This window comes from Streptomyces sp. AA1529 (assembly GCF_000280905.1).
Taxonomy (GTDB): Bacteria; Actinomycetota; Actinomycetes; order Streptomycetales; family Streptomycetaceae; genus Streptomyces.
Genome location: NZ_ALAP01000038.1, coordinates 14364 through 35081, shown reverse-complemented (window position 1 = coordinate 35081; position 20718 = coordinate 14364). Strand labels below are relative to the sequence as shown.

Genomic DNA, 20718 nt, shown 5'->3' with positions numbered 1-20718 from the left:
CACATGGGGAAAGACGGCACAGTTTACGGTCAGCGCGAGCGTGGCGCCCTGGGGGGCGTGCGGGCTTCCGCGCGCCCTGCCGGTACGACCTCCGCGCCCCCGGAGCGTGACCAGAGAGCCCATCGCGGCGTTGGTCAAGTCAGATTGACCGAACCGAGCGCCGCCCCGCCACCGTGCCGCGGCCTCGCTCCCCCCTCTTCCGCACAGCAAGCCATCCTATCCAGCTCCTCAGCTGAACACCCCCATGCCAACAGGTCCGAGAGGCTTCTTCATGGCCGACCACGCAACCCACGACGCCCAGGCGCGGGCCAGCCTGCATCTCCTGGTGCGGGACATCGAGCGGGTCCGCCGGCAGGTGGACGCGCTGCGCACGCTCACCGCGCAGTTGGGCAACGTCTACCGTCCGCGCCGCACCGGCCCGGCCGCGGGCTTCGTCGTCTACGGCCGCGCACCCGCGCCGACCGTCCGGCTCGCCCAGGAACTACGCGACAGCGTCGAGACCCTGGTGACGGCGGCGGTGGACTTCGACCGCTCACTCGGCTTCTCCTGGGACGCCGTGGGCTCGGCCCTGGGCGTCACCAAGCAGGCCGTGCACCGCCGGTACGGCTCCAACCGGCGCGGCCCCACGGCCGGCGCCCCGGAGAACGCCGAGACTCCCGCGACATCCCCTGCGTCCCCCTCGCCGGTGCCCCGGCAGTCCGAGGCCGTGCCCGCCGCCGCCCGGTCACTCCCGACGGCGCCAGGCGGCCCTCCGGCGCACCGGCCCGCGCCGGTCCCCGCGGCCCGCTCGATCCCGCCGCAGCAGCCCCCCGCGCAGCAGCCGTACGAGGCCCGCCACGAACCGCGGCACGACGGACGCCAGGACGGCCGTCAGGACTCCTACCGGGACCTGCGGCAGGAGCCGCGTACGGGGGCGCTGCCCGCTCCCCGCAACGGCTGACCAGGACCAGGCGACGGGCCGAGCCAGTACGCGCGCCGCCCCCGCGCGCCCGCGCCCTGTCTCGGTCCGGTCGCTCCCGGTTCCGGTTCCGGTCCCGGTTCCATCGGGAGGTCTTCGCAGCCCCGCAGCACATCCGTACCCGCCGCTGTCCGGTGCCGCCCGTACCGGACAGCGCGCCATGTCCGCACCGGTGTGCCGCCGCCGGGCCCCAGCAGCGGCGCGGCGCACGGGCGGCGCGGCGCACGGGCGTCCGACCGGCTGACCGGCGCCGCGGCCCCCCGCCCGGCGTCACCCGATGTCCAGCGGATCGATCCGCACCTGGGCGATCGGCCCCTCCCTGCGGGTCAGCCGGCCCACCTGCGCCGTCTTCAACGCCGCGGCCAGTGCCGCCCCACTGCCGCGCGGCACCCGCACCAGCGCCCGCTCCCACTGCTCCCCCGGCGGCGGGTCCCCCGGGTTGCGGCGCCTTCCGGGCTCCAGCACCGGAAGCGGCACCGGCCCGAGCACCTGAGCACCTTCCGGCAGCCCGGTGTCCTCGGCCGCGGCCAGCAGCCCGGCCACGGCCTCGGGCGGACCGGTGACCGCCGCCATCCGGGAAACCGGCGGAAAGCCCAGCTCAGCACGGTCGGCCAGCTCGCGCAGCGCGTGTCCTGCGGGGTCCCAGCGCACCAGTGCCTGCACCGGCCGCACGGACTCCTCCGCGACCACCACCACCGTCCCGCCCTCACCCTGCGGCCGGACCAGCGAGGCGGCACCCAGCCAGCGGCGCAGGGCCTCCTCGCCCGCACGGAGATCGGGGCGGCTCAGCAGCGCCCAGCCGTCGAGCAGCAGCGCGGCCGCGTACCCCGCGCCGCCCTCCGGCACGGGCTCCGCGCCGGGGGTGGCGACGACCAGCGCGGGACGCCCCGGCACCGACTCCAGCACGTGGCTGCCGCCCGAGGTCCGCACCGGCACCGCGGGGAACGCGCGGCCCAGCTCCTCCGCCGTACGGCGGGCGCCGATCACACTGCCGCGCAGCCGCGTCCCGGAGCACATCGGACAGCGCCACTGCGGGGTCTCCCGGGCACACCAGCCGCAGCGCAGCGCCGTGCCCTCCGCGGCCGCCTCCAGCGGACCCGAGCAGTGCGCGCACCGGGCCGGCTCGCGGCACCGCTCGCAGACCAGCCGCGGAACATAGCCCCGGCGGGGCACCTGGACCAGCACCGGGCCGTGCGCCAGCCCGTCCCGCGCGGCGCGCCAGGCCAGGCTCGGCAGCCGGGCGCTGCGGGCTGCCGGATCGCGGCCGGCGTCGCCCTCGGCCGCCGTACGGACCCGGGGCATGACGGCCCGCACGGTGTCCCGGTCGGCTGCCAGCGGCCGCGCGAAGCCCGATTCCACGAGCTGCGCGGCCTCCACCGTGCAGCCGTGCGCACCGAGCAGGAACGCCGCCTGCTCGGTCACCGCACGCTGGAGCAGCACCTCGCGGGCGTGCGGCTGCGGGGCCCGCTCCTCGCTGTGGTTGCTGTCGCCGTCCTCCCAGACGGCGGCGAGCCCCAGGCGGTGCACCGGAGCGAACATCGCCGCCCGGGTTCCGACGACGGCGCGCACCGCTCCGCGGCTGACCGCGAGCCACCGCCGGTAGCGCGGCTCGGGTCCGGCATCCGCGGTCAGCAGCACATGCTGCCCCTCGCCCACGAGCGCGGTCAGCGCCGCGTCCACCCGGGCCGCCGCCTTCCCGTCGGGCAGCACCGCGAGCGCCCCCCGGCCCGCTGCCAGGGCGGTGGCCATGGCGCGGGCCAGCTCGTCCGCCCAGCTCTGCGGGCCGGGCAGCGCGGTCCACACCGCACGGGGTGCGGCTTTCTCGGCGACGGCCCGCAGGAACGCGGGCCCCTCGGGGTAGCGCGCCCACCCGCCGGGCTCCGGCGCCGCGGGTGCGGCCGGAGGGCGCGGCGAGGGCTGCTTCTCCGCCCTGGCGCGGCGCGGCGGGACGGCGAGCTGGACCACGTCGGCGAGCGATCCCGCGTACCGGTCGGCGACCGCCCGGCACAGCCCGAGCAGTTCGGGCGTGAGCACCGGCTCGGGCGAGAGCACCTGGGCGATCGGGGCGAGCCGCCCGGTGAAGTCGGTGTCGGCCCGGCGCTCGACGACGAACCCGTTGATGAGGCCGCCCCCCTCGCGGCGGCCCTCCCGCTCCCCCGCGCCGAAGCGCACCCGGACCCGCACACCGGGCTGGGCCTCCTCGTCCATCGCGGCGGGAACGGCATAGTCGAAGAACCGGTCGAGGTGCACCGGCCCCTTGTCGACCAGCACCCGCGCCACGGGCAGCCGCTCCGCCGGCTCGGCACCCCGCCAGGTGCGCGGTCGGGCTCTCGGCTGCCTGGCCTTGCGCTCCCGCACCGTCTCCCGGATCAGCGCGAGCTGCTCCGGCGCATGCGGCGGACGCTCCCCTTCATCGTTGCCGTCACCCCTGCTCACCGCCTCAGTCTCGCAAACGGCCCGGACAGCCGCCGCCCACCCGGCCGGGCCCGCACCGCCTCGGCCCGGCGGGGCGGCGGACGGGCCCCGCGGGGTGAAGGCCCCGGCTCCGGCCCGGACTGCCCGGACGGGTGACGGCGAGGGGCCGGAGCCGCGCCCCGGCAGGGGTCCGGACACGCCGGAGGCCCGGCACCCCGCCAGCATGGGGTGCCGGGCCTCCGACGGTCGAACGGAGGGATTACTGACGATACCGACGCGGCGGTGGGCTGCTAGAGCCCGGCCGCCTTGCGCAGGGCGTCGACCCGGTCGGTGCGCTCCCAGGTGAAGTCGGGAAGCGCCCGGCCGAAGTGGCCGTAGGCGGCCGTCTGCGAGTAGATGGGGCGCAGCAGGTCGAGGTCGCGGATGATCGCGGCCGGACGGAGGTCGAAGACCTCGGAGATGGCCTGCTCGATCTTCTCGTGGTCCACCGCGGCGGTGCCGAAGGTCTCCACGAAGAGACCGACCGGCTCGGCCTTGCCGATGGCGTAGGCGACCTGCACCTCGCAGCGGGTGGCGAGGCGGGCGGCCACCACGTTCTTGGCGACCCAGCGCATCGCGTAGGCGGCGGAGCGGTCGACCTTGGACGGGTCCTTGCCGGAGAAGGCGCCGCCACCGTGGCGGGCCATACCGCCGTAGGTGTCGATGATGATCTTCCGGCCGGTGAGTCCGGCGTCACCCATCGGGCCGCCGATCTCGAAGCGTCCGGTCGGGTTGACCAGCAGCCGGTAGCCCTCGGTCTCCAGCTTGATGCCCTCGTCCACCAGGGCCTTCAGCTCGGGCTCGACGACGAACTCGCGGATGTCGGGTGCGAGCAGCGAGTCGAGGTCGATGTCGGCCGCGTGCTGCGAGGAGACCACGACGGTGTCCAGCCGCACGGCCTTGTCGCCGTCGTACTCGATGGTCACCTGCGTCTTCCCGTCCGGGCGCAGGTAGGGGATCGTGCCGTTCTTGCGGACGGCGGAGAGCCGCTCCGAGAGCCGGTGCGCCAGGGTGATCGGCAGCGGCATGAACTCGGCGGTCTCGTCGCAGGCGTAGCCGAACATCAGGCCCTGGTCGCCGGCGCCCTGCTCGTCGAGCTCGTCCTCGTCGCCCTCGACGCGCTTCTCGTAGGCGGTGTCGACGCCCTGCGCGATGTCGGGCGACTGGGCGCCGATCGACTCCGAGACGCCGCAGGAGGCGCCGTCGAAGCCCTTCTTGGAGGAGTCGTAACCGATTTCGAGGACCTTGTTGCGCACGAGCGTCGAAATCGGGGCGTAGGCCTTGGTCGTCACCTCGCCGGCCACGTGCACGAGGCCGGTGGTGATCAGTGTCTCGACGGCGACCCTGGAGTGCGGGTCTTCCTTGAGGAGGGCGTCGAGGATGGTGTCGCTGATCTGGTCAGCGATCTTGTCAGGGTGACCCTCGGTCACAGATTCCGAGGTGAACAAGCGGCGCGACACATCGCTCCCTGGGGTTGCAGCGGCTGCTGGCTGAGCATGGGCGGACCGGTCGGGGGCTGCGCCCAAGCACGGTCCGCGGCCAGTTTATCCATCTCCACCCGCATCCAATCACGGACTCTCGAACTACGAGACGACCATGACCTGCTCGATCCGAACTCCAGGAGCACCGGAAGGGTGCGGGAGATCCGGATATGTCAGGGCGTGTCGGATAGCGAAGTCGCTGGTCAAGAGCGCCGTTCCAGCCGTGTTCGACGGCTTCCGGCCCACTCGGTCACCCTGTCGACATTTTCGGTCCCCCCGCGGCGGAAGCACTGATTCCGCGTCCACTCCTCGGGACGGCTGCCGCGCCGTACCGGACCGGGCGCCCCGGCTCAGTCCTGGGGGAGCTCCGGGAGCCGCTCGGCGATCAGGTCCCAGACCGTGTCCGCGAGCGCCTCCTTCGGCCCGTGCGGAACCGGCGTCTCACTACCGTCGGTGCCCAGCACCACGGCCTCGTTCTCCTCCGAGCCGAAGGTCCTGCTCTCCCCCACCTCGTTGACGACCAGCAGATCGCAGCCCTTGGCTGCGAGCTTGGCGCGGCCGTGCTCCAGCACCCGGTCCGTCTCGGCCGCGAAGCCGACCACCACCTGGCCCGGGCGGAGGCGATCCGCGGCGAGCCCGGCGAGGATGTCGGGGTTCCGGGCCAGTGCCAGCGGCTCGGGCTCCTGGCCGGCCCTCTTCTTGATCTTCCCGGTGGCGTAGGCGGCCGGGCGGAAGTCGGCGACCGCCGCGGCCATCACCACCGCATCCGCGTCGGCGGCGGCCGCGGTCACGGCGGTCCGCAGCTCCTCGGCGCTGCCCACCCGCACCAGGTCCACGCCCGCCGGGTCCGGCAGCGCACTGTTGGCGGAGACGAGCGTGACCCGCGCCCCGCGCGCCGCGGCGGTCCGGGCGAGCGCGTACCCCTGCTTGCCGGAGGAGCGGTTGCCCAGAAAACGCACCGGGTCGAGCGGCTCGCGGGTGCCGCCCGCGCTGACGACGACATGGCGCCCCGCGAGGTCGGGGCCGGCTCCGGCCGCTCCGCGCCGCAGCACCCGCCGGCACACCTCGAAGAGCGCCTCCGGGTCCGGCAGCCGTCCCTTGCCGGTGTCCTTCCCGGTCAGCCGCCCGACGGCGGGCTCGACGACCAGCGCACCGCGGCGCCGCAGCGTGGCGACGTTCTCCCGGGTGGCGGGGTGCTCCCACATCTCGGTGTGCATCGCGGGGGCGAAGACGACGGGGCAGCGCGCGGTGAGCAGGGTGTTGGTGAGCAGGTCGTCGGCGAGTCCGTGCGCGGCCTTGGCCAGCAGGTCCGCGGTAGCGGGGGCGACGACGACGAGGTCGGCACCCTGGCCGATCCGTACGTGCGGCACCTCGTGCACCGTGTCCCACACCTCTGTGGCCACCGGGTGGCCGGTCAGCGCCGACCAGGTGGCGGCGCCGACGAAGTGCAGCGCGGAGGCGGTGGGCACCGCCCGCACGTCGTGCCCGCTCTCGGTGAGCCGCCGGGCCAGCTCGCAGGCTTTGTAGGCGGCGATGCCGCCGCTCACTCCCAGCACCACCCTCGGCTTGCCGGCTGCCGTCCGGCCGTCCCGCTGCTGCGTCACTCGTCTCTCCCCACATGCCCGTACACGTGCCGTTGTGCCCTTATGACACGCCAGGGGCCCGGCAGCCGCGCTGCCGGGCCCCTGGCGGAAGTGGTGCCGACCGGCTACGGGACGACCGGCGGAGCCTCCACGGGCTCGGAGGTGAGAAGTCCGGCGTTGATCTCGCGGAGCGCGATGGACAGCGGCTTCTCGTGCACGTGGGTGTCCACCAGCGGGCCGACGTACTCGAGGAGGCCCTCACCGAGCTGGGAGTAGTACGCGTTGATCTGACGCGCGCGCTTGGCGGCGTAGATGACGAGGCTGTACTTCGAGTCGGTGGCCTCGAGCAGCTCATCAATCGGCGGGTTGATGATGCCCTCGGGCGTGGTGATGGAAGAGGACACTCTCTGCCTTCCGAAGGGTGGATGGAGCGGGAATCGACGCACGGGCAGCGCGCAGGGCGCACTGGAGGTCAGCCGATACGCATCAAGGCTAGCAGCTCGGCGCTTACCTCCTCGACGGAGGTGTTGACCAGGGTCCGGTCGAACTCGGCCTCGGCCGCCAGCTCGGTGCGGGCCGCCTCCAGCCGCCGCTCGATGACCTCGGGCGCCTCGGTGCCCCGGCCGGTCAGCCTCCTGACCAGCTCCTCCCAGCTCGGAGGGGCCAGGAAGACGAGCTGCGCCTCGGGCATGGACTGCTGGACGAGCCGGGCGCCCTGCAGGTCGATCTCCAGCAGCACGGGCTCCCCCCGTTCGAGGTGCTCCAATACCGCACCCCGGGGGGTGCCGTAGCGGTTGCCCGCGAACTCCGCCCATTCGAGCAGGTCGCCGTTGGCGATCAGCTTGTCGAACTCCTCGTCGTCCACGAAGAAGTACTGCACGCCGTGCCGCTCGCCCGGACGGGGCCTGCGGGTGGTGGCGGAGACGGAGAGCCAGACCTCTGGGTGCGCCTTGCGCAGGTGTGCGACGACCGTGCTCTTGCCGACCCCGGAGGGGCCGGAGAGCACGGTCAGTCGCGATGTGCCGACCGGGGGTGCCGGGGTCTCCCCCCGGGGAACTGCAGAACTCATGCAGCGATTATCCCGGTTTCCGGGAGTGCCCGGGACCTCAGGCGTTGGCGCCGCCGAACTCGCGCTCCAGCGCGGCGATCTGGTTGGACCCCAGACCGCGCACCCGGCGGCTCTCGGAGATCCCCAGCCGCTCCATGATCTGCTTGGCGCGGACCTTGCCGACGCCGGGCAGGGACTCCAGGAGCGCGGAGACCTTCATCTTGCCGATCACGTCGTTTTCCTGGCCCTGCTTGATGACCTCGTGCAGGGATGCGCCGGAGTGCTTGAGCCGGTTCTTGACCTCGGCGCGCTCCCGGCGAGCCGCGGCGGCCTTTTCGAGCGCGGCTGCGCGCTGTTCAGGGGTAAGGGGCGGAAGGGCCACGCCTGCGTCACCTCGGATGTCGAACTGTCGGATACGGATCGGTGAGGAACCTAGTAGGCCCACACCTGCGGAGCAACGAGCAACGCGCCTGTTGGCGGTGCTCTGGACGGAGACTAGCGGGCATGAGCCCCGGAGTCAGCGAGAACAGACGAAAAGTCCAGGTCAGCCTCTGCCGACCTGGACTTTTCGGGACATATTTGGTGCGTTTTCAGCTCTCAGCGTGGGATCTTGGACGCCGCGCGACCCACAGCGGACCCGGACCCGGCACGGAAAGCGACGCGATCCGGCGCGCGGACGGCCCCGGAACCACGACGGCTCAGGTCACGGCGGTGCGGACCGCGTCCGCGAACGCCGTCGCGGAATCTCTCAGTCCGGTTTCGTCGGGACCGTGTCGGAGCACCCCGCGGCTGACGCTCGGCACCACGTTGCGGACCGCGTCCCCGAAGACCGCGGGCAGGTCCGCCGGGGTCGCCCCCTGCGCCCCGATGCCCGGCGCGAGCAGCGGGCCGTTCACCGCCAGATCGAACGCCGACAGATCCCCGAGCGTGGCACCGACGACCGCGCCGAAGGAGCCCAGCGGCTCGGCACCCGCGTTCCGCTCCGCCAATCGGCGCAGCACCGTCGCCGCGACCGTGGCGCCGCCCTCGCCGACCGCACGCTGCACCTCCCGCCCCTCCGGGTTGGAGGTGAGCGCCAGCACGAAGAGGCCCGCGCCGCTCGCCGCGGCCGCCTCGGCGGCCGGCGCGAGCGCGTCGAAGCCCAGGTAGGGGCTCACGGTGAGCGCGTCGGAGAAGAGCGGGCCGCCCGGGTCGAGGTAGGCGGCGGCGTAGGCGTCCATGGTGGAGCCGATGTCGCCGCGCTTGGCGTCCATCACGACCAGCGCCCCGGCGTCCCGGGCCTCGGTCACCGTGCGCTCCAGCACGGCGACGCCGCGCGAGCCGAAGCGCTCGTAGAACGCCGACTGCGGCTTGAGCACGGCCACCCGGTCGGCCAGCGCCGCCACGACGGTGCGGCTGAACCGCTCCAGCCCGGCGACGTCGTCGGCCAGGCCCCAGGCGTGCAGCAGGGAGGCGTGCGGATCGATCCCCACGCACAGCGGCCCCCGGGCGTCCATGGCGCGGCGCAGCCGCGCCCCGAAGGGCTCCGGGGTCCCGAAGCGCTCCGCGGTCCCTCGCTGAGCTGTCATGCGGCGCCCTCCTGGCTGCGGTGTTCGGCGCCGACGGCCTCGGCGAGGGTGGCGTACGGGCTGGCCGCCAGCAGCCGGGCCAGTCCCCGGTGCATCCGGCGCATCCAGAACGGGCCCTCGTACAGGAACGCCGTGTACCCCTGCACCAGGGTGGCGCCCGCCAGGATGCGGCGCCAGGCGTCCTCGGCGGTGCCGACACCGCCGACGCCGACCAGCACGAGCCGGTCGCCGACCCGCGCGTACAGCCGCCGCAGCACCTCAAGCGAGCGGTCGGCGACCGGTGCGCCGGACAGCCCGCCGGTCTCGGCCGCCAGCTCCGGGGCGCAGGTGAGGCCGAGTCCGTCCCGGGCGACGGTGGTGTTGGTCGCGATGATCCCGTCCAGGCCCAGCTCGACCGCCAGGTCGGCGACGGCGTCGACGTCCTCGTCCGCCAGGTCGGGCGCGATCTTGACCAGGAGCGGGACGCGGCCCGCCGGCACGGCGCGGTCGGCCGCCTCCCGTACGGCGGTCAGCAGCGGCCGCAGGTGTTCGGTGGCCTGGAGGTCGCGCAGGCCGGGGGTGTTGGGCGAGGAGACGTTGACGACCAGGTAGTCGGCGTGCGGCGCCAGCGCCTCGGTGGAGGTGACGTAGTCGGCGACCGCCTCGGACTCCGGCACGGCCTTCGTCTTCCCGATGTTGACGCCCAGGGTCGGGCGGAAGACGGGCTGCCGGGCGGCCAGCCGCGCCGCGACGGCGGCTGCGCCCTCGTTGTTGAAGCCCATCCGGTTGATCAGCGCGCGGTCCTCGACCAGGCGGAACAGCCGCTTCTTCGGGTTTCCGGGCTGGGCGCTGCCGGTGACGGTACCGACCTCGACGTGGTCGAAGCCGAGCATGGCGAGCCCGTCGATCCCCTCCGCGTTCTTGTCGAACCCGGCGGCGAGGCCGAACGGGCCGTGCATGCGGCGGCCCAGCGCCTCGACGCGGAGGCGCCGGTCGCGCGGGGCGAGAGCCGCTGCCGCGAAGGTGCGGAGCACGGGGGTGGCCGCCGCCCTGCGGATCCAGGAGAAGGCCAGGTGGTGGGCCCGCTCGGGGTCCATGCGGCAGAAGACGGTACGGAAGAGGAGTCTGTACATGTGGGAGGGGTTCCTGTGAGGGGAGCCGGCCGGCCCGCCCGTCCCGCCCCGGGGCCGTGCGGGCGCCGCCGCCGGGCCGCCCGGACGCGGGGGTCCGGGCGGGGTCCGGCTCGGCGGGCGCCGCCGGGGGCTCCGGGGGGCTCCGGAGGGGGACGGGACGGGCGGGGCGGGGTCAGCTCCTGCGGGAGGCGACCAGGTGCCGGGCGTGCTCCTGCAGCGAGCGCACGCTGACCTCGTCGCGGGCCATCGCGTCGATGCCCTGCACGGCGGCGGCCAGCGCCTGCACGGTCGTCAGGCAGGGAACCGCCCGGGCGACGGCCGCCGTGCGGATGTCGTAGCCGTCCAGCCGGCCGCCCGTGCCGTACGGGGTGTTGACGATCAGGTCCACCTCGCCGTCGTGGATGAGCTGCACGATGGTCGGCTCCCCGGCCGGGCCCGTGCCCTGGCTCTGCTTGCGGACGACGGTGGCATTGATCCCGTTGCGCTTGAGGACCTCCGCGGTACCGGAGGTCGCCAGCAGCTCGAAGCCCATGGCCACCAACTCCCGCGCCGGGAAGATCAGCGAGCGCTTGTCCCGGTTGGCGACCGAGACGAACGCCCGTCCCTTGCCCGGCAGGGCCCCGTACGCGGCGGCCTGGGACTTGGCGTAGGCGGTGCCGAACACCGAGTCGATGCCCATCACCTCGCCGGTCGAGCGCATCTCCGGGCCCAGCACGGTGTCCACGCCGCGGCCCTGCACATCGCGGAACCTGCTCCAGGGCATGACCGCCTCCTTGACGGAGATCGGCGCGTCCAGCGGCAGGTCGCCGCCGTCGCCCTCGGCCGGCAGCAGGCCCTCGGCGCGCAGCTCGGCGAGGGTGGCGCCCAGCGACACCCGGGCCGCGGCCTTCGCGAGCGGAACGGCGGTGGCCTTGGAGGTGAACGGCACCGTGCGGGAGGCGCGCGGATTGGCCTCCAGCACGTAGAGGATGTCGCCGGCCATCGCGAACTGGATGTTGATCAGTCCCCGCACCCCGACGCCGCGGGCGATGGCCTCGGTCGAGGCGCGCAGCCGCTTGACGTCGTAGCCGCCGAGGGTGATCGGGGGCAGCGCGCAGGCGGAGTCGCCGGAGTGGATGCCGGCCTCCTCGATGTGCTCCATGACGCCGCCGAGGTAGAGCTCGTGGCCGTCGTAGAGGGCGTCCACGTCGATCTCGATGGCGTCGTCGAGGAACCGGTCGATGAGGACCGGATGCTGCTCGATCAGCCCGGCGTGCCGCTCCAGGTAGGACTCCAGCGACGCCTCGTCGTAGACGATCTCCATGCCGCGGCCGCCCAGCACGTAGGAGGGGCGGACCATGACGGGGTAGCCGATCTCGGCGGCGATGCCCTTGGCCTGCTCGAAGGAGAAGGCCGTGCCGTACTTGGGGGCGGGCAGCCCGGCCTCGGTGAGCACCCGGCCGAACGCGCCGCGCTCCTCGGCCAGCTCGATGGCCTCCGGCGAGGTGCCGACGATGGGCACACCGTTGTCCTTGAGCGCCTGGGCGAGACCCAGCGGGGTCTGGCCGCCCAGCTGGACGAGCACTCCGGCGACCGGGCCCGCCTGCTGCTCGGCGTGGACGACCTCCAGGACGTCCTCCAGGGTGAGCGGCTCGAAGTAGAGCCGGTCGGAGGTGTCGTAGTCGGTGGAGACGGTCTCCGGGTTGCAGTTGACCATCACGGTCTCGTACCCGGCGTCGCCCAGCGCGAAGGAGGCGTGGACGCACGAGTAGTCGAACTCGATGCCCTGGCCGATGCGGTTGGGCCCGGAGCCGAGGATGATCACCGCGGGCTTCTCGCGGGGTGCGACCTCGCTCTCCTCGTCGTAGGAGGAGTAGAAGTACGGCGTCCGGGCGGCGAACTCGGCCGCGCAGGTGTCCACGGTCTTGTAGACCGGGCGGATGCCCAGCGCGTGCCGCACCTCGCGCACCACGTCCTCGCGGAGCGAGCGGACGGCGCCGATCTGCGCGTCCGAGAAGCCGTGCCGCTTCGCCTCTGCGAACATCGCCGGGCTCAGTTCGGGAGCCGCGGCGATCTCGTCGGCCGTCTCCTTGACGAGGAAGAGCTGGTCGATGAACCAGGGGTCGATCTTCGTCGCGTCGAAGACCTCCTGCGGGGTGGCGCCGGCCCGGATGGCGGCCATCACGGTGTTGATCCGGCCGTCGGTGGGACGCTCGGCCTCGACGAGCAGCTCGGCCTTGTCGCCGAGCTCGGCGACCGGGGTGGCGAAGTCGAACTGGCTGTCCTTCTTCTCCAGCGAGCGCAGCGCCTTGTTCAGCGCCTCGGTGAAGTTCCGGCCGATGGCCATGGCCTCGCCGACCGACTTCATGGTGGTGGTCAGCCGGGAGTCCGCGGCGGGGAACTTCTCGAAGGCGAACCGGGGGGCCTTGACCACGACGTAGTCGAGCGTGGGCTCGAAGGAGGCCGGGGTCTCCTCGGTGATGTCGTTGGGGATCTCGTCCAGCGTGTAGCCCACCGCGAGCTTCGCGGCGATCTTCGCGATGGGGAATCCGGTGGCCTTGGAGGCGAGCGCCGAGGACCGGGAGACCCGCGGGTTCATCTCGATGACGACGATGCGGCCGTCGGCGGGGTTGACGGCGAACTGGATGTTGCAGCCGCCGGTGTCCACGCCGACCTCGCGGATGACCGCGATCCCGATGTCCCGGAGGATCTGGTACTCGCGGTCGGTGAGCGTCATGGCGGGCGCGACCGTGATCGAGTCGCCGGTGTGCACACCCATCGGGTCGAAGTTCTCGATGGAGCAGACGACCACGACGTTGTCGTTGTGGTCGCGCATCAGCTCCAGCTCGTACTCCTTCCAGCCGAGGATGGACTCCTCCAGGAGCACCTCGGTGGTGGGCGAGAGGGTCAGGCCCTGCCCGGCGATGCGGCGCAGTTCCTCCTCGTCGTGGGCGAAGCCGGAGCCGGCGCCGCCCATGGTGAAGGAGGGGCGTACGACGACCGGGTAGCCGCCGAGCTCCTCGACGCCGCTCAGCACGTCGTCCATCGAGTGGCAGATGTAGGAGCGCGCGGACTCGCCGTGCCCGATCTTGCCGCGGACGGCCTCGACGACCTCCTTGAACCGGTCGCGGTCCTCGCCCTTGTTGATGGCCTCGACGTTGGCGCCGATCAGCTCGACACCGTGGGCGTCCAGGGTGCCCGCCTCGTGCAGGGAGATCGCGGTGTTGAGCGCCGTCTGGCCGCCGAGGGTGGGCAGCAGCGCGTCGGGGCGCTCCTTGGCGATGATCTTCTCGACGAAGTCGGGAGTGATCGGCTCGACGTAGGTGGCGTCGGCGATCTCCGGGTCGGTCATGATCGTGGCCGGGTTGGAGTTGACCAGGATCACGCGCAGGCCCTCGGCCTTGAGCACGCGGCACGCCTGGGTGCCGGAGTAGTCGAACTCGGCGGCCTGCCCGATGACGATCGGTCCTGAGCCGATGACCAGGACGGACTGGATATCGGTGCGCTTAGGCACGCTGGTCCTCCATGAGCTTGACGAAGCGGTCGAACAGGTAGGCGGCGTCGTGCGGTCCCGCTGCCGCTTCGGGGTGGTACTGGACGCTGAAGACGGGCTTGTCCAGGAGCCGCAGCCCCTCGACCACGTCGTCGTTCAGGCAGACGTGCGAGACCTCGGCACGTCCGTAGGGGGTCTCGGTGACACGGTCGAGCGGCGCGTCCACGGCGAAGCCGTGGTTGTGCGCGGTGACCTCGACCTTGCCGGTCGTACGGTCCTGCACGGGCTGGTTGATCCCGCGGTGGCCGTACTTGAGTTTGAACGTGCCGAACCCGAGGGCGCGGCCGAGGATCTGGTTGCCGAAGCAGATGCCGAACAGCGGGGTGCCGCGGTCCAGGACCTCCCGCATCAGGGCCACCGGGTGCTCGGCGGTGGCCGGGTCGCCGGGGCCGTTGGAGAAGAAGACGCCGTCGGGCGCCACGGCGTAGACGTCCTCGGCCGTGGCGGTGGCGGGGAGCACGTGCACCTCCGCACCGCGCTCGGCCATCCGGTGCGGGGTCATGCCCTTGATGCCGAGGTCGACCGCCGCCACGGTGAAGCGCTTCTCGCCGACCGCGGGGACCACGTACGCCTGCCGGGTCGCGACCTCACCCGCGAGGTCGGCGCCCTGCATCGCGGGGGCCTCCCGCACCCGGGACAGCAGCTTCTCCTCGCCCTCCGCGCAGGCTCCGCCGGAGAAGATCCCGACCCGCATGGCGCCGCGCTCGCGCAGATGGCGGGTGAGGGCGCGGGTGTCGACACCGCTGATGCCCACCACGCCCTGGTCGCGCAGCTCCTGGTCCAGGGTGCGGGTGGCACGCCAGTTGGAGGGGGTGCGCGCGGGGTCGCGGACGACGTAGCCGGCCACCCAGATGCGGGCCGACTCGGGGTCCTCGTCGTTGACGCCGGTGTTGCCGACGTGCGGTGCCGTCATGACGACGACCTGGCGGTGGTAGGAGGGGTCGGTGAGGGTCTCCTGGTACCCGGTCATCCCGGTGGAGAACACGGCTTCGCCGAAGGTCTCGCCCACGGCCCCGTAGGCGCGCCCGCGGAAGGTGCGGCCGTCCTCCAGGACGAGAAGGGCGGGTTCCGCCGTGGTTCCGGTCGCTCCCCTGGTGGAGGTCGTCATCATGCGCCTTCCTTGTGCTGCTGCATTGCCGCGACGCCGTTGTCGCCGCACATTGCGTTGATCTTCTCGACCCATCGGGCCTGGTCGGCGGAGTGGTCGAGGCGGAATCCGGAGTCCAGTCGGCGTCCTCCGTGCTCCCAGGTGACGACCAGCAGGCCGCCCTCGGTGAGCACCTTGCCGGCGATACCGGTGTCGAGGCGGGCGCCGCGCAGCCGGTCGGCGGGGACGAAGAAGTCCTGCGCCGCGGGCCGGTGGGCGTCCAGGCCCCGCGCGGTGAGCGTCAGCTCGGCACGGCTGCGGGTGCCCAGGCCGTGCGCGACGATCCGGTCGAGCCACTGGCCCGCGCTCGTGGAGCCGTGGTAGCGGCCGGTGCCGGTCAGCAGCGGCTCGCCGGTGTCCTCGGGGCGCTGCGGCAGCTCCGGCAGGTCGCCCTGGAGGGTGCCGCGCCACTTCCAGCCCTGCCGCATCAGCCAGTAGAGGAGCGCGATGAACAGGACGAGACCCACGACCCAGCCGATCCGGGCGGCCCAGTCGGTTACCTGCTGTGACTTCTGCTCGGCGGCGAGGCCGAGAAGGGGGAGGTTGGTTGTTGCACTCACACCGCTCACACTGCTCACACGAGTTTCCCGTCAACGACCGTCGGCCGACCCCGCAGCCAGCTGCGGATGACGCGGCCGGGCAGCTCACGACCCTGGTAGGGGGTGTTGGCGCTGCGGGAGGCGAAGCCCGCGGGGTCCACCTGCCCACGGTAGTCCGCGTCCAGCAGAACCAGGTTCGCCGGCTCACCGGGTGAGACGGGGCGGCCGTGACCCGCCAGGCGGCCGATCTCCGCGGGCCGGTGGGACATCCGGTCGGCGACCTGCGCCCAGTCCAGCAGCCCGGTGTCGACCATGGTGTGCTGCACCACGGACAGCGCGGTCTCCAGGCCGACCATGCCCATGGCGGCCGCGCCCCACTCGCAGTCCTTGTCCTCGTGCGGGTGCGGCGCGTGATCGGTGGCGACGCAGTCGATGGTGCCGTCGGCCAGCGCCTCGCGGAGCGCCAGTACGTCGTCCTCGGTGCGCAGCGGCGGGTTGACCTTGTAGACCGGGTTGTAGGACCGGACGAGCTCGTCGGTGAGCAGCAGGTGGTGCGGGGTGACCTCGGCGGTCACGTTCCAGCCCTTGGACTTGGCCCAGCGCACGATCTCCACGGAGCCGGCGGTCGACAGGTGGCAGATGTGCACCCGCGAGCCGACGTGCGCGGCGAGCAGCACGTCCCGGGCGATGATCGACTCCTCGGCGACGGCGGGCCAGCCCTGCAGACCCAGCTCGGCCGAGACGATGCCCTCGTTCATCTGGGCACCGGCGGTCAGCCGCGGCTCCTGGGCGTGCTGGGCGACGACGCCGTCGAACGCCTTCACGTACTCCAGCGCGCGCCGCATGATCACCGCGTCGTCGACGCACTTGCCGTCGTCCGAGAAGACCCGCACCCCCGCGGCGGAGTCGTGCATGGCCCCCAGCTCGGCGAGCTGCTTGCCCTCCAGGCCGACGGTGACGGCTCCGACGGGGCGCACGTCGCAGTAGCCGTACTCGTTGCCCAGCCGCCACACCTGCTCGACCACACCGGCGGTGTCGGCGACGGGGAAGGTGTTGGCCATGGCGTGCACGGCGGTGTAGCCGCCCCTGGCGGCGGCCCGGGTGCCCGTCAGCACGGTCTCGGAATCCTCGCGGCCGGGCTCGCGCAGATGGGTGTGCAGGTCGACCAGACCGGGCAGCAGCACGGCGCCGCCGGTCTCGACCACCTCCGCGCCGGCCACCGCCAGCCCCGGTCCGACACCGGCGATCAGCGTGCCCTCGATCAGGACGTCCTGCGGCTCGCCGCCGAGGACCTTGGCACCGCGCAGCAGCGTCTTCTTCTGCTCAGTCATCTCAGTTGTCCTCCTCGGTACGGGCTGCCCCGGTGCGGGCTGCCGCGGTGGATGCGGCCTCGGCGGGCGCGGTCTCGGCGCGGCTCTCCTCGGACCGGGAGAGGGCCGGCTCGGCGCCGCCGAGCAGCAGGTACATCACGGCCATCCGGATGCTGACGCCGTTGGCGACCTGCTCGACGGCGGTGCAGCGGGGCGAGTCGGCCACCCCGGCGGTGATCTCCATACCGCGGTTCATCGGTCCGGGGTGCATCACCACGGCGTGCTCGGGCATCCGCGCCATGCGCTCGCCGTCGAGGCCGTAGCGGCGGGCGTACTCACGCTCGGTGGGGAAGAAGGCCGCGTTCATCCGCTCCCGCTGGACACGCAGCATCATCACGGCGTCGGACTTGGCCAGCACGGCGTCCAGGTCGTAGGAGACCTCGCACGGCCAGCGCTCCACGCCGATGGGCAGCAGGGTGGGCGGCGCGACGAGCGTGACGTGGGCGCCCAGGGCGCTGAGCAGATGGACGTTGGAGCGGGCGACCCGGCTGTGCAGGATGTCGCCCACGATCGTGATCCGCCGGCCGTCGAGGGCGGCCCCCTCCCGGCCCACCAGCCGGCGGCGCACGGTGAAGGCGTCCAGCAGCGCCTGGGTGGGGTGCTCGTGGGTGCCGTCGCCCGCGTTGATGACGGAGCCGCCGATCCACTCGGAGGTGGCCAGCCGGTGCGGGGCCCCGGACTCGTGGTGCCGGATGACCACGGCGTCGGCCCCCATGGCCTCCAGGGTCAGCGCGGTGTCCTTGAGGGACTCGCCCTTGGAGACGGAGGAGCCCTTGGCGGAGAAGTTGATGACGTCGGCGGACAGCCGCTTGGCGGCCGCCTCGAAGGAGATCCGGGTGCGGGTGGAGTCCTCGAAGAAGAGGTTGACGATGGTGCGGCCGCGCAGGGTGGGCAGCTTCTTGATCGGCCGGTCGGCGAACCGGGCCATCTCCTCGGCGGTGTCGAGGATGAGGACGGCGTCGTCGCGGGTGAGGTCGGCGGCCGAGATGAGGTGACGCTTCATCTGTTGCCTTGGGCCTTCCGTGGGTGGGATGTGAGGTCGTCGCGAGAGCTCGCGCGCGGGCGCGCCGGGGCAGCGTGCGCGTGCGGGCAGACCGGGAGAGCGTGCGCCGGGGCGTGCGGTGGTGTGCCGCGCGCGGCGGCATGCGCACCGCGCGGGCGCGTGCGGCGGTGGTGGGGCGGGCGCTAGCCCGCCGGGGCGTTACCGGGGCGGCCTGCTGCCGTTCTCCCGGCGCCGGACACCGCCTCGGACTCCGCGCCGGACGCCTCGGATGCGGGGAGACGGGTGCCGAGCAGGACGCCGTCGTGCCCGTCCTCCTCGGTGAGCTGGACCTTGACGGTCTCGCGCTGCGAGGTGGGCAGGTTCTTGCCCACGTAGTCGGCGCGGATCGGAAGCTCGCGGTGACCGCGGTCCACGAGGACGGCGAGTTGCACCGCACGCGGACGGCCGATGTCACCCAGGGCATCCAGAGCGGCACGAATGGTGCGGCCGGAATAGAGCACGTCGTCGACGAGCACGACGAGTCGTCCGTCGACCCCGTCGGCCGGGATCTCGGTGTGCGCGAGGGCCCGCGCGGGGCCGAGGCGGAGATCGTCCCGGTACATCGTGATGTCGAGCGAGCCGACCGGGATCGCGCTGCCGGTGATCTCCTGGAGCTTGGCCGCCAGCCGCCGGGCGAGGAAGACGCCGCGGGTGGGAATGCCGAGAAGTACCACGTCGTCGGCGCCCTTGGCGCGCTCGACGATCTCGTGGGCGATGCGGGTGAGCACCCGCATGATGTCCGGGGCCTCCAGCACGGGGCGTGCCGGATGCAGGCTCGGAGTGTGGTCGTCCATGAAGAATCGGACCCCCTTCCCCGCCTCACGGGACGGGCCTTAAAGGACGTCTTGCTGTTGCCCGTCAACGCTACCAGGACCCGCTCACCGGTCCGTGCGAGGGGGCGGAGCCAGCCGTTCGGCCCCCCTCGGCTTGACGCGGCACATTACGCTGCGTAACCTCACAGTGAGTTACGAAGCGCGCGGCGCAGCGAACCGCATGGCGCAGCCGCTCAGCGAAACAGCGTCCGGGGAGCCATATGTCCAGCGAATACGCCAAACAGCTCGGAGCCAAGCTCCGCGCCATCCGCACCCAGCAGGGCCTCTCCCTCCACGGTGTCGAGGAGAAGTCCCAGGGCCGCTGGAAGGCGGTCGTGGTGGGCTCGTACGAGCGCGGCGACCGGGCCGTGACCGTGCAGCGCCTCGCCGAGCTGGCCGACTTCTACGGAGTGCCGGTGCAGGAGCTGCTGCCGGGCACCACTCCGGGCGGGGCCGCCGAGCCGCCGCCGAAGCTGGTGCTCGACCTGGAGCGCCTGGCCCACGTCCCGGCCGACAAGGCGGGTCCGCTCCAGCGGTACGCGGCGACGATCCAGTCGCAGCGCGGGGACTACAACGGCAAGGTCCTCTCCATCCGCCAGGACGACCTGCGGACCCTGGCCGTCATCTACGACCAGTCGCCCTCCGTGCTGACGGAGCAGCTCATCGGCTGGGGCGTGCTCGACGCGGACGCCCGCCGGGCCGTCTCGCACGAAGAGGTCTGACCCGCTCGCCGGGGAGGCGCCCCTCGTCCCGTCGGGGGGCCGGCCCCGGCGCCGGGCAGCACATCCGTCGCGTCGGCGCCGGGCTCCGTGCCCGCCGCGCGGCGGCGATCCGCTCCGCGGCGCAGACCGGCGGTGCCGGACCGCCCCACCCGTTCTCGGACGGGTCGTGGTCGGTCCGGCACCGCCGGTTCCGTCTGTGCTGCGGCCGGTCCCGGGCGCCGCAGCCGTGCTCCCCGGTCGCCGGACCGGGACACCCGCTGCCACCGGACCGGGACACCCCTGCCGGCGGGAAGAGCGGAAACCTCTCCCCGCCGCGGCGGGCGGGTGTCAGCGCAGGAGCGTCGGCTTGAGCTCCTTCAACCGGCCGAGCAGGCCGTTGACGAAGCCCGGCGACTCGTCCGTCGAGAACTCCTTGGCGAGCTGGACGGCCTCGTCGATGGCGACCGCGTCGGGCACCTCGTCCACCCACAGCAGCTCGTAGAGACCCAGCCGCAGGATGCCCCGGTCCACGTCGGGCATCCGGTCCAGCGTCCAGTCGACCGCGTAGGTGGACAGCAGCTCGTCGATACGCGCGGCGTTGCCCGCGTATCCCTCGACGAGGGTCATCGTGTACTCGGAGACCGGCGGCTGCCGGGAATCCGTCCGGGCGAGCCGCAACCAGTCCGCGAGCACGGTGCGCACGTCGGCACCGCGCTGGTCGGCCTCGAAGAGGATCTGGAAGGCGCGCTTGCGGGCCTTGTTGCGTGCGGCCACGGTTAGTTGTTCACCCGGCCGAGGTACTCGCCGGAGCGCGTGTCGACCTTGATCTTCTCATCGGTCGTGATGAAGAGCGGCACCTGGATGCTGTAGCCGGTCTCCAGCTCGGCGGGCTTGGAGCCGCCGGTGGAGCGGTCGCCCTGGACACCCGGTTCGGTGTGCTTGATCTTGAGCTCGACAGCGGCGGGCAGCTCGACGTAGAGCACCTCGCCCTCGTGCTGCGCGACGGTGGCGTCGAAGCCCTCGATCAGGTAGTTGGCCGCGTCACCGACGGTCTTGCGGTCGATGTGGAGCTGGTCGAAGGTCTGCATGTCCATGAAGACGAAGTAGTCGCCGTCCATGTACGAGAACTGCATGTCCCGTCGGTCCACGGTGGCCGTCTCGACCTTGGTGCCCGCGTTGAACGTCTTGTCGACGATCTTGCCGGAGAGGACGTTCTTCAGCTTCGTACGGACAAAAGCCGGCCCCTTGCCGGGCTTGACGTGCTGGAACTCGACAACGGACCAGAGTTGGCCGCCGTCGAGCTTGAGCACCATGCCGTTCTTGAGGTCGTTCGTGGATGCCACGGTTGCGGAATCTCCTGAGACTGCTGCG

General features: G+C 72.7%; 18 protein-coding genes. 2 read left to right on the top strand and 16 right to left on the bottom strand.

Annotated features, from left to right (window positions below):
- The first annotated feature begins 271 nt into the window (after window positions 1–271).
- On the top strand, window positions 272–940 hold the full coding sequence (locus A949_RS0111530; protein ID WP_019356164.1) for a hypothetical protein: 669 nt from the start codon (window positions 272–274) through the stop codon (window positions 938–940).
- A gap of 288 nt (window positions 941–1228) precedes the next feature.
- Here the strand turns inward: A949_RS0111530 and A949_RS0111525 are convergent, their stop codons facing one another.
- The 14 genes from A949_RS0111525 to pyrR form a co-directional block, all read right to left on the bottom strand.
- On the bottom strand, window positions 1229–3394 hold the full coding sequence (locus A949_RS0111525; RefSeq protein ID WP_019356163.1) for a primosomal protein N': 2166 nt from the start codon (window positions 3392–3394) through the stop codon (window positions 1229–1231).
- A 269-nt stretch (window positions 3395–3663) separates the two neighbouring features.
- Window positions 3664–4872, bottom strand: coding sequence for a methionine adenosyltransferase (metK, locus tag A949_RS0111520; protein WP_026004561.1), 1209 nt, complete (start codon window positions 4870–4872; stop codon window positions 3664–3666).
- A gap of 371 nt (window positions 4873–5243) precedes the next feature.
- A complete protein-coding gene (coaBC, locus tag A949_RS0111515; RefSeq protein WP_019356161.1) occupies window positions 5244–6497 on the bottom strand; it encodes a bifunctional phosphopantothenoylcysteine decarboxylase/phosphopantothenate--cysteine ligase CoaBC in 1254 nt (417 codons plus the stop codon).
- A 104-nt stretch (window positions 6498–6601) separates the two neighbouring features.
- Complete coding sequence (rpoZ, locus tag A949_RS0111510; RefSeq protein ID WP_019356160.1) at window positions 6602–6880, bottom strand: DNA-directed RNA polymerase subunit omega; 279 nt, start codon at window positions 6878–6880, stop codon at window positions 6602–6604.
- 68 nt (window positions 6881–6948) lie between these two features.
- Window positions 6949–7545 (bottom strand): guanylate kinase, encoded by a 597-nt coding sequence (gmk, locus tag A949_RS0111505; protein ID WP_037706156.1) that lies wholly within the window; start codon window positions 7543–7545, stop codon window positions 6949–6951.
- Window positions 7546–7582: 37 nt separating this feature from the next.
- Complete coding sequence (locus A949_RS0111500) at window positions 7583–7906, bottom strand: integration host factor (RefSeq protein WP_019356158.1); 324 nt, start codon at window positions 7904–7906, stop codon at window positions 7583–7585.
- Between the two features lie 316 nt (window positions 7907–8222).
- Entirely contained in the window at window positions 8223–9092 is an 870-nt protein-coding gene (gene pyrF / locus A949_RS0111495) for an orotidine-5'-phosphate decarboxylase (protein ID WP_019356157.1), read from the bottom strand.
- Window positions 9089–10204 (bottom strand): quinone-dependent dihydroorotate dehydrogenase, encoded by a 1116-nt coding sequence (locus A949_RS0111490; protein ID WP_019356156.1) that lies wholly within the window; start codon window positions 10202–10204, stop codon window positions 9089–9091. Before A949_RS0111490 ends, pyrF begins: the two co-directional genes overlap by 4 nt.
- Window positions 10205–10376: 172 nt before the next feature.
- Window positions 10377–13697 (bottom strand): carbamoyl-phosphate synthase large subunit, encoded by a 3321-nt coding sequence (gene carB / locus A949_RS0111485; protein WP_019356155.1) that lies wholly within the window; start codon window positions 13695–13697, stop codon window positions 10377–10379.
- A complete protein-coding gene (gene carA / locus A949_RS0111480; protein ID WP_019356154.1) occupies window positions 13690–14844 on the bottom strand; it encodes a glutamine-hydrolyzing carbamoyl-phosphate synthase small subunit in 1155 nt (384 codons plus the stop codon). Before carA ends, carB begins: the two co-directional genes overlap by 8 nt.
- Window positions 14844–15443, bottom strand: coding sequence for a PH-like domain-containing protein (locus tag A949_RS0111475; protein WP_037706160.1), 600 nt, complete (start codon window positions 15441–15443; stop codon window positions 14844–14846). Before A949_RS0111475 ends, carA begins: the two co-directional genes overlap by 1 nt.
- A gap of 14 nt (window positions 15444–15457) precedes the next feature.
- On the bottom strand, window positions 15458–16753 hold the full coding sequence (locus tag A949_RS0111470; protein WP_019356152.1) for a dihydroorotase: 1296 nt from the start codon (window positions 16751–16753) through the stop codon (window positions 15458–15460).
- Window position 16754: 1 nt separating this feature from the next.
- Entirely contained in the window at window positions 16755–17795 is a 1041-nt protein-coding gene (locus A949_RS0111465) for an aspartate carbamoyltransferase catalytic subunit (RefSeq protein ID WP_019356151.1), read from the bottom strand.
- A 182-nt stretch (window positions 17796–17977) separates the two neighbouring features.
- On the bottom strand, window positions 17978–18628 hold the full coding sequence (gene pyrR / locus A949_RS0111460) for a bifunctional pyr operon transcriptional regulator/uracil phosphoribosyltransferase PyrR (RefSeq protein ID WP_019356150.1): 651 nt from the start codon (window positions 18626–18628) through the stop codon (window positions 17978–17980).
- Window positions 18629–18867: 239 nt separating this feature from the next.
- Between pyrR and bldD the strand changes: the two genes are divergently transcribed.
- Window positions 18868–19368 carry a transcriptional regulator BldD gene (gene bldD / locus A949_RS0111455; RefSeq protein WP_019356149.1) on the top strand — a complete coding sequence of 167 codons (501 nt, stop codon included), beginning with the start codon at window positions 18868–18870 and terminating at the stop codon, window positions 19366–19368.
- 327 nt (window positions 19369–19695) lie between these two features.
- On the opposite strand, the gene nusB is transcribed toward bldD, so the two are convergent.
- Window positions 19696–20121, bottom strand: a complete 426-nt coding sequence (gene nusB, locus A949_RS0111450) for a transcription antitermination factor NusB (RefSeq protein ID WP_019356148.1) — start codon at window positions 20119–20121, stop codon at window positions 19696–19698.
- A gap of 2 nt (window positions 20122–20123) precedes the next feature.
- A complete protein-coding gene (gene efp, locus A949_RS0111445) occupies window positions 20124–20690 on the bottom strand; it encodes an elongation factor P (protein ID WP_019356147.1) in 567 nt (188 codons plus the stop codon).
- Window positions 20691–20718: the final 28 nt, after the last annotated feature.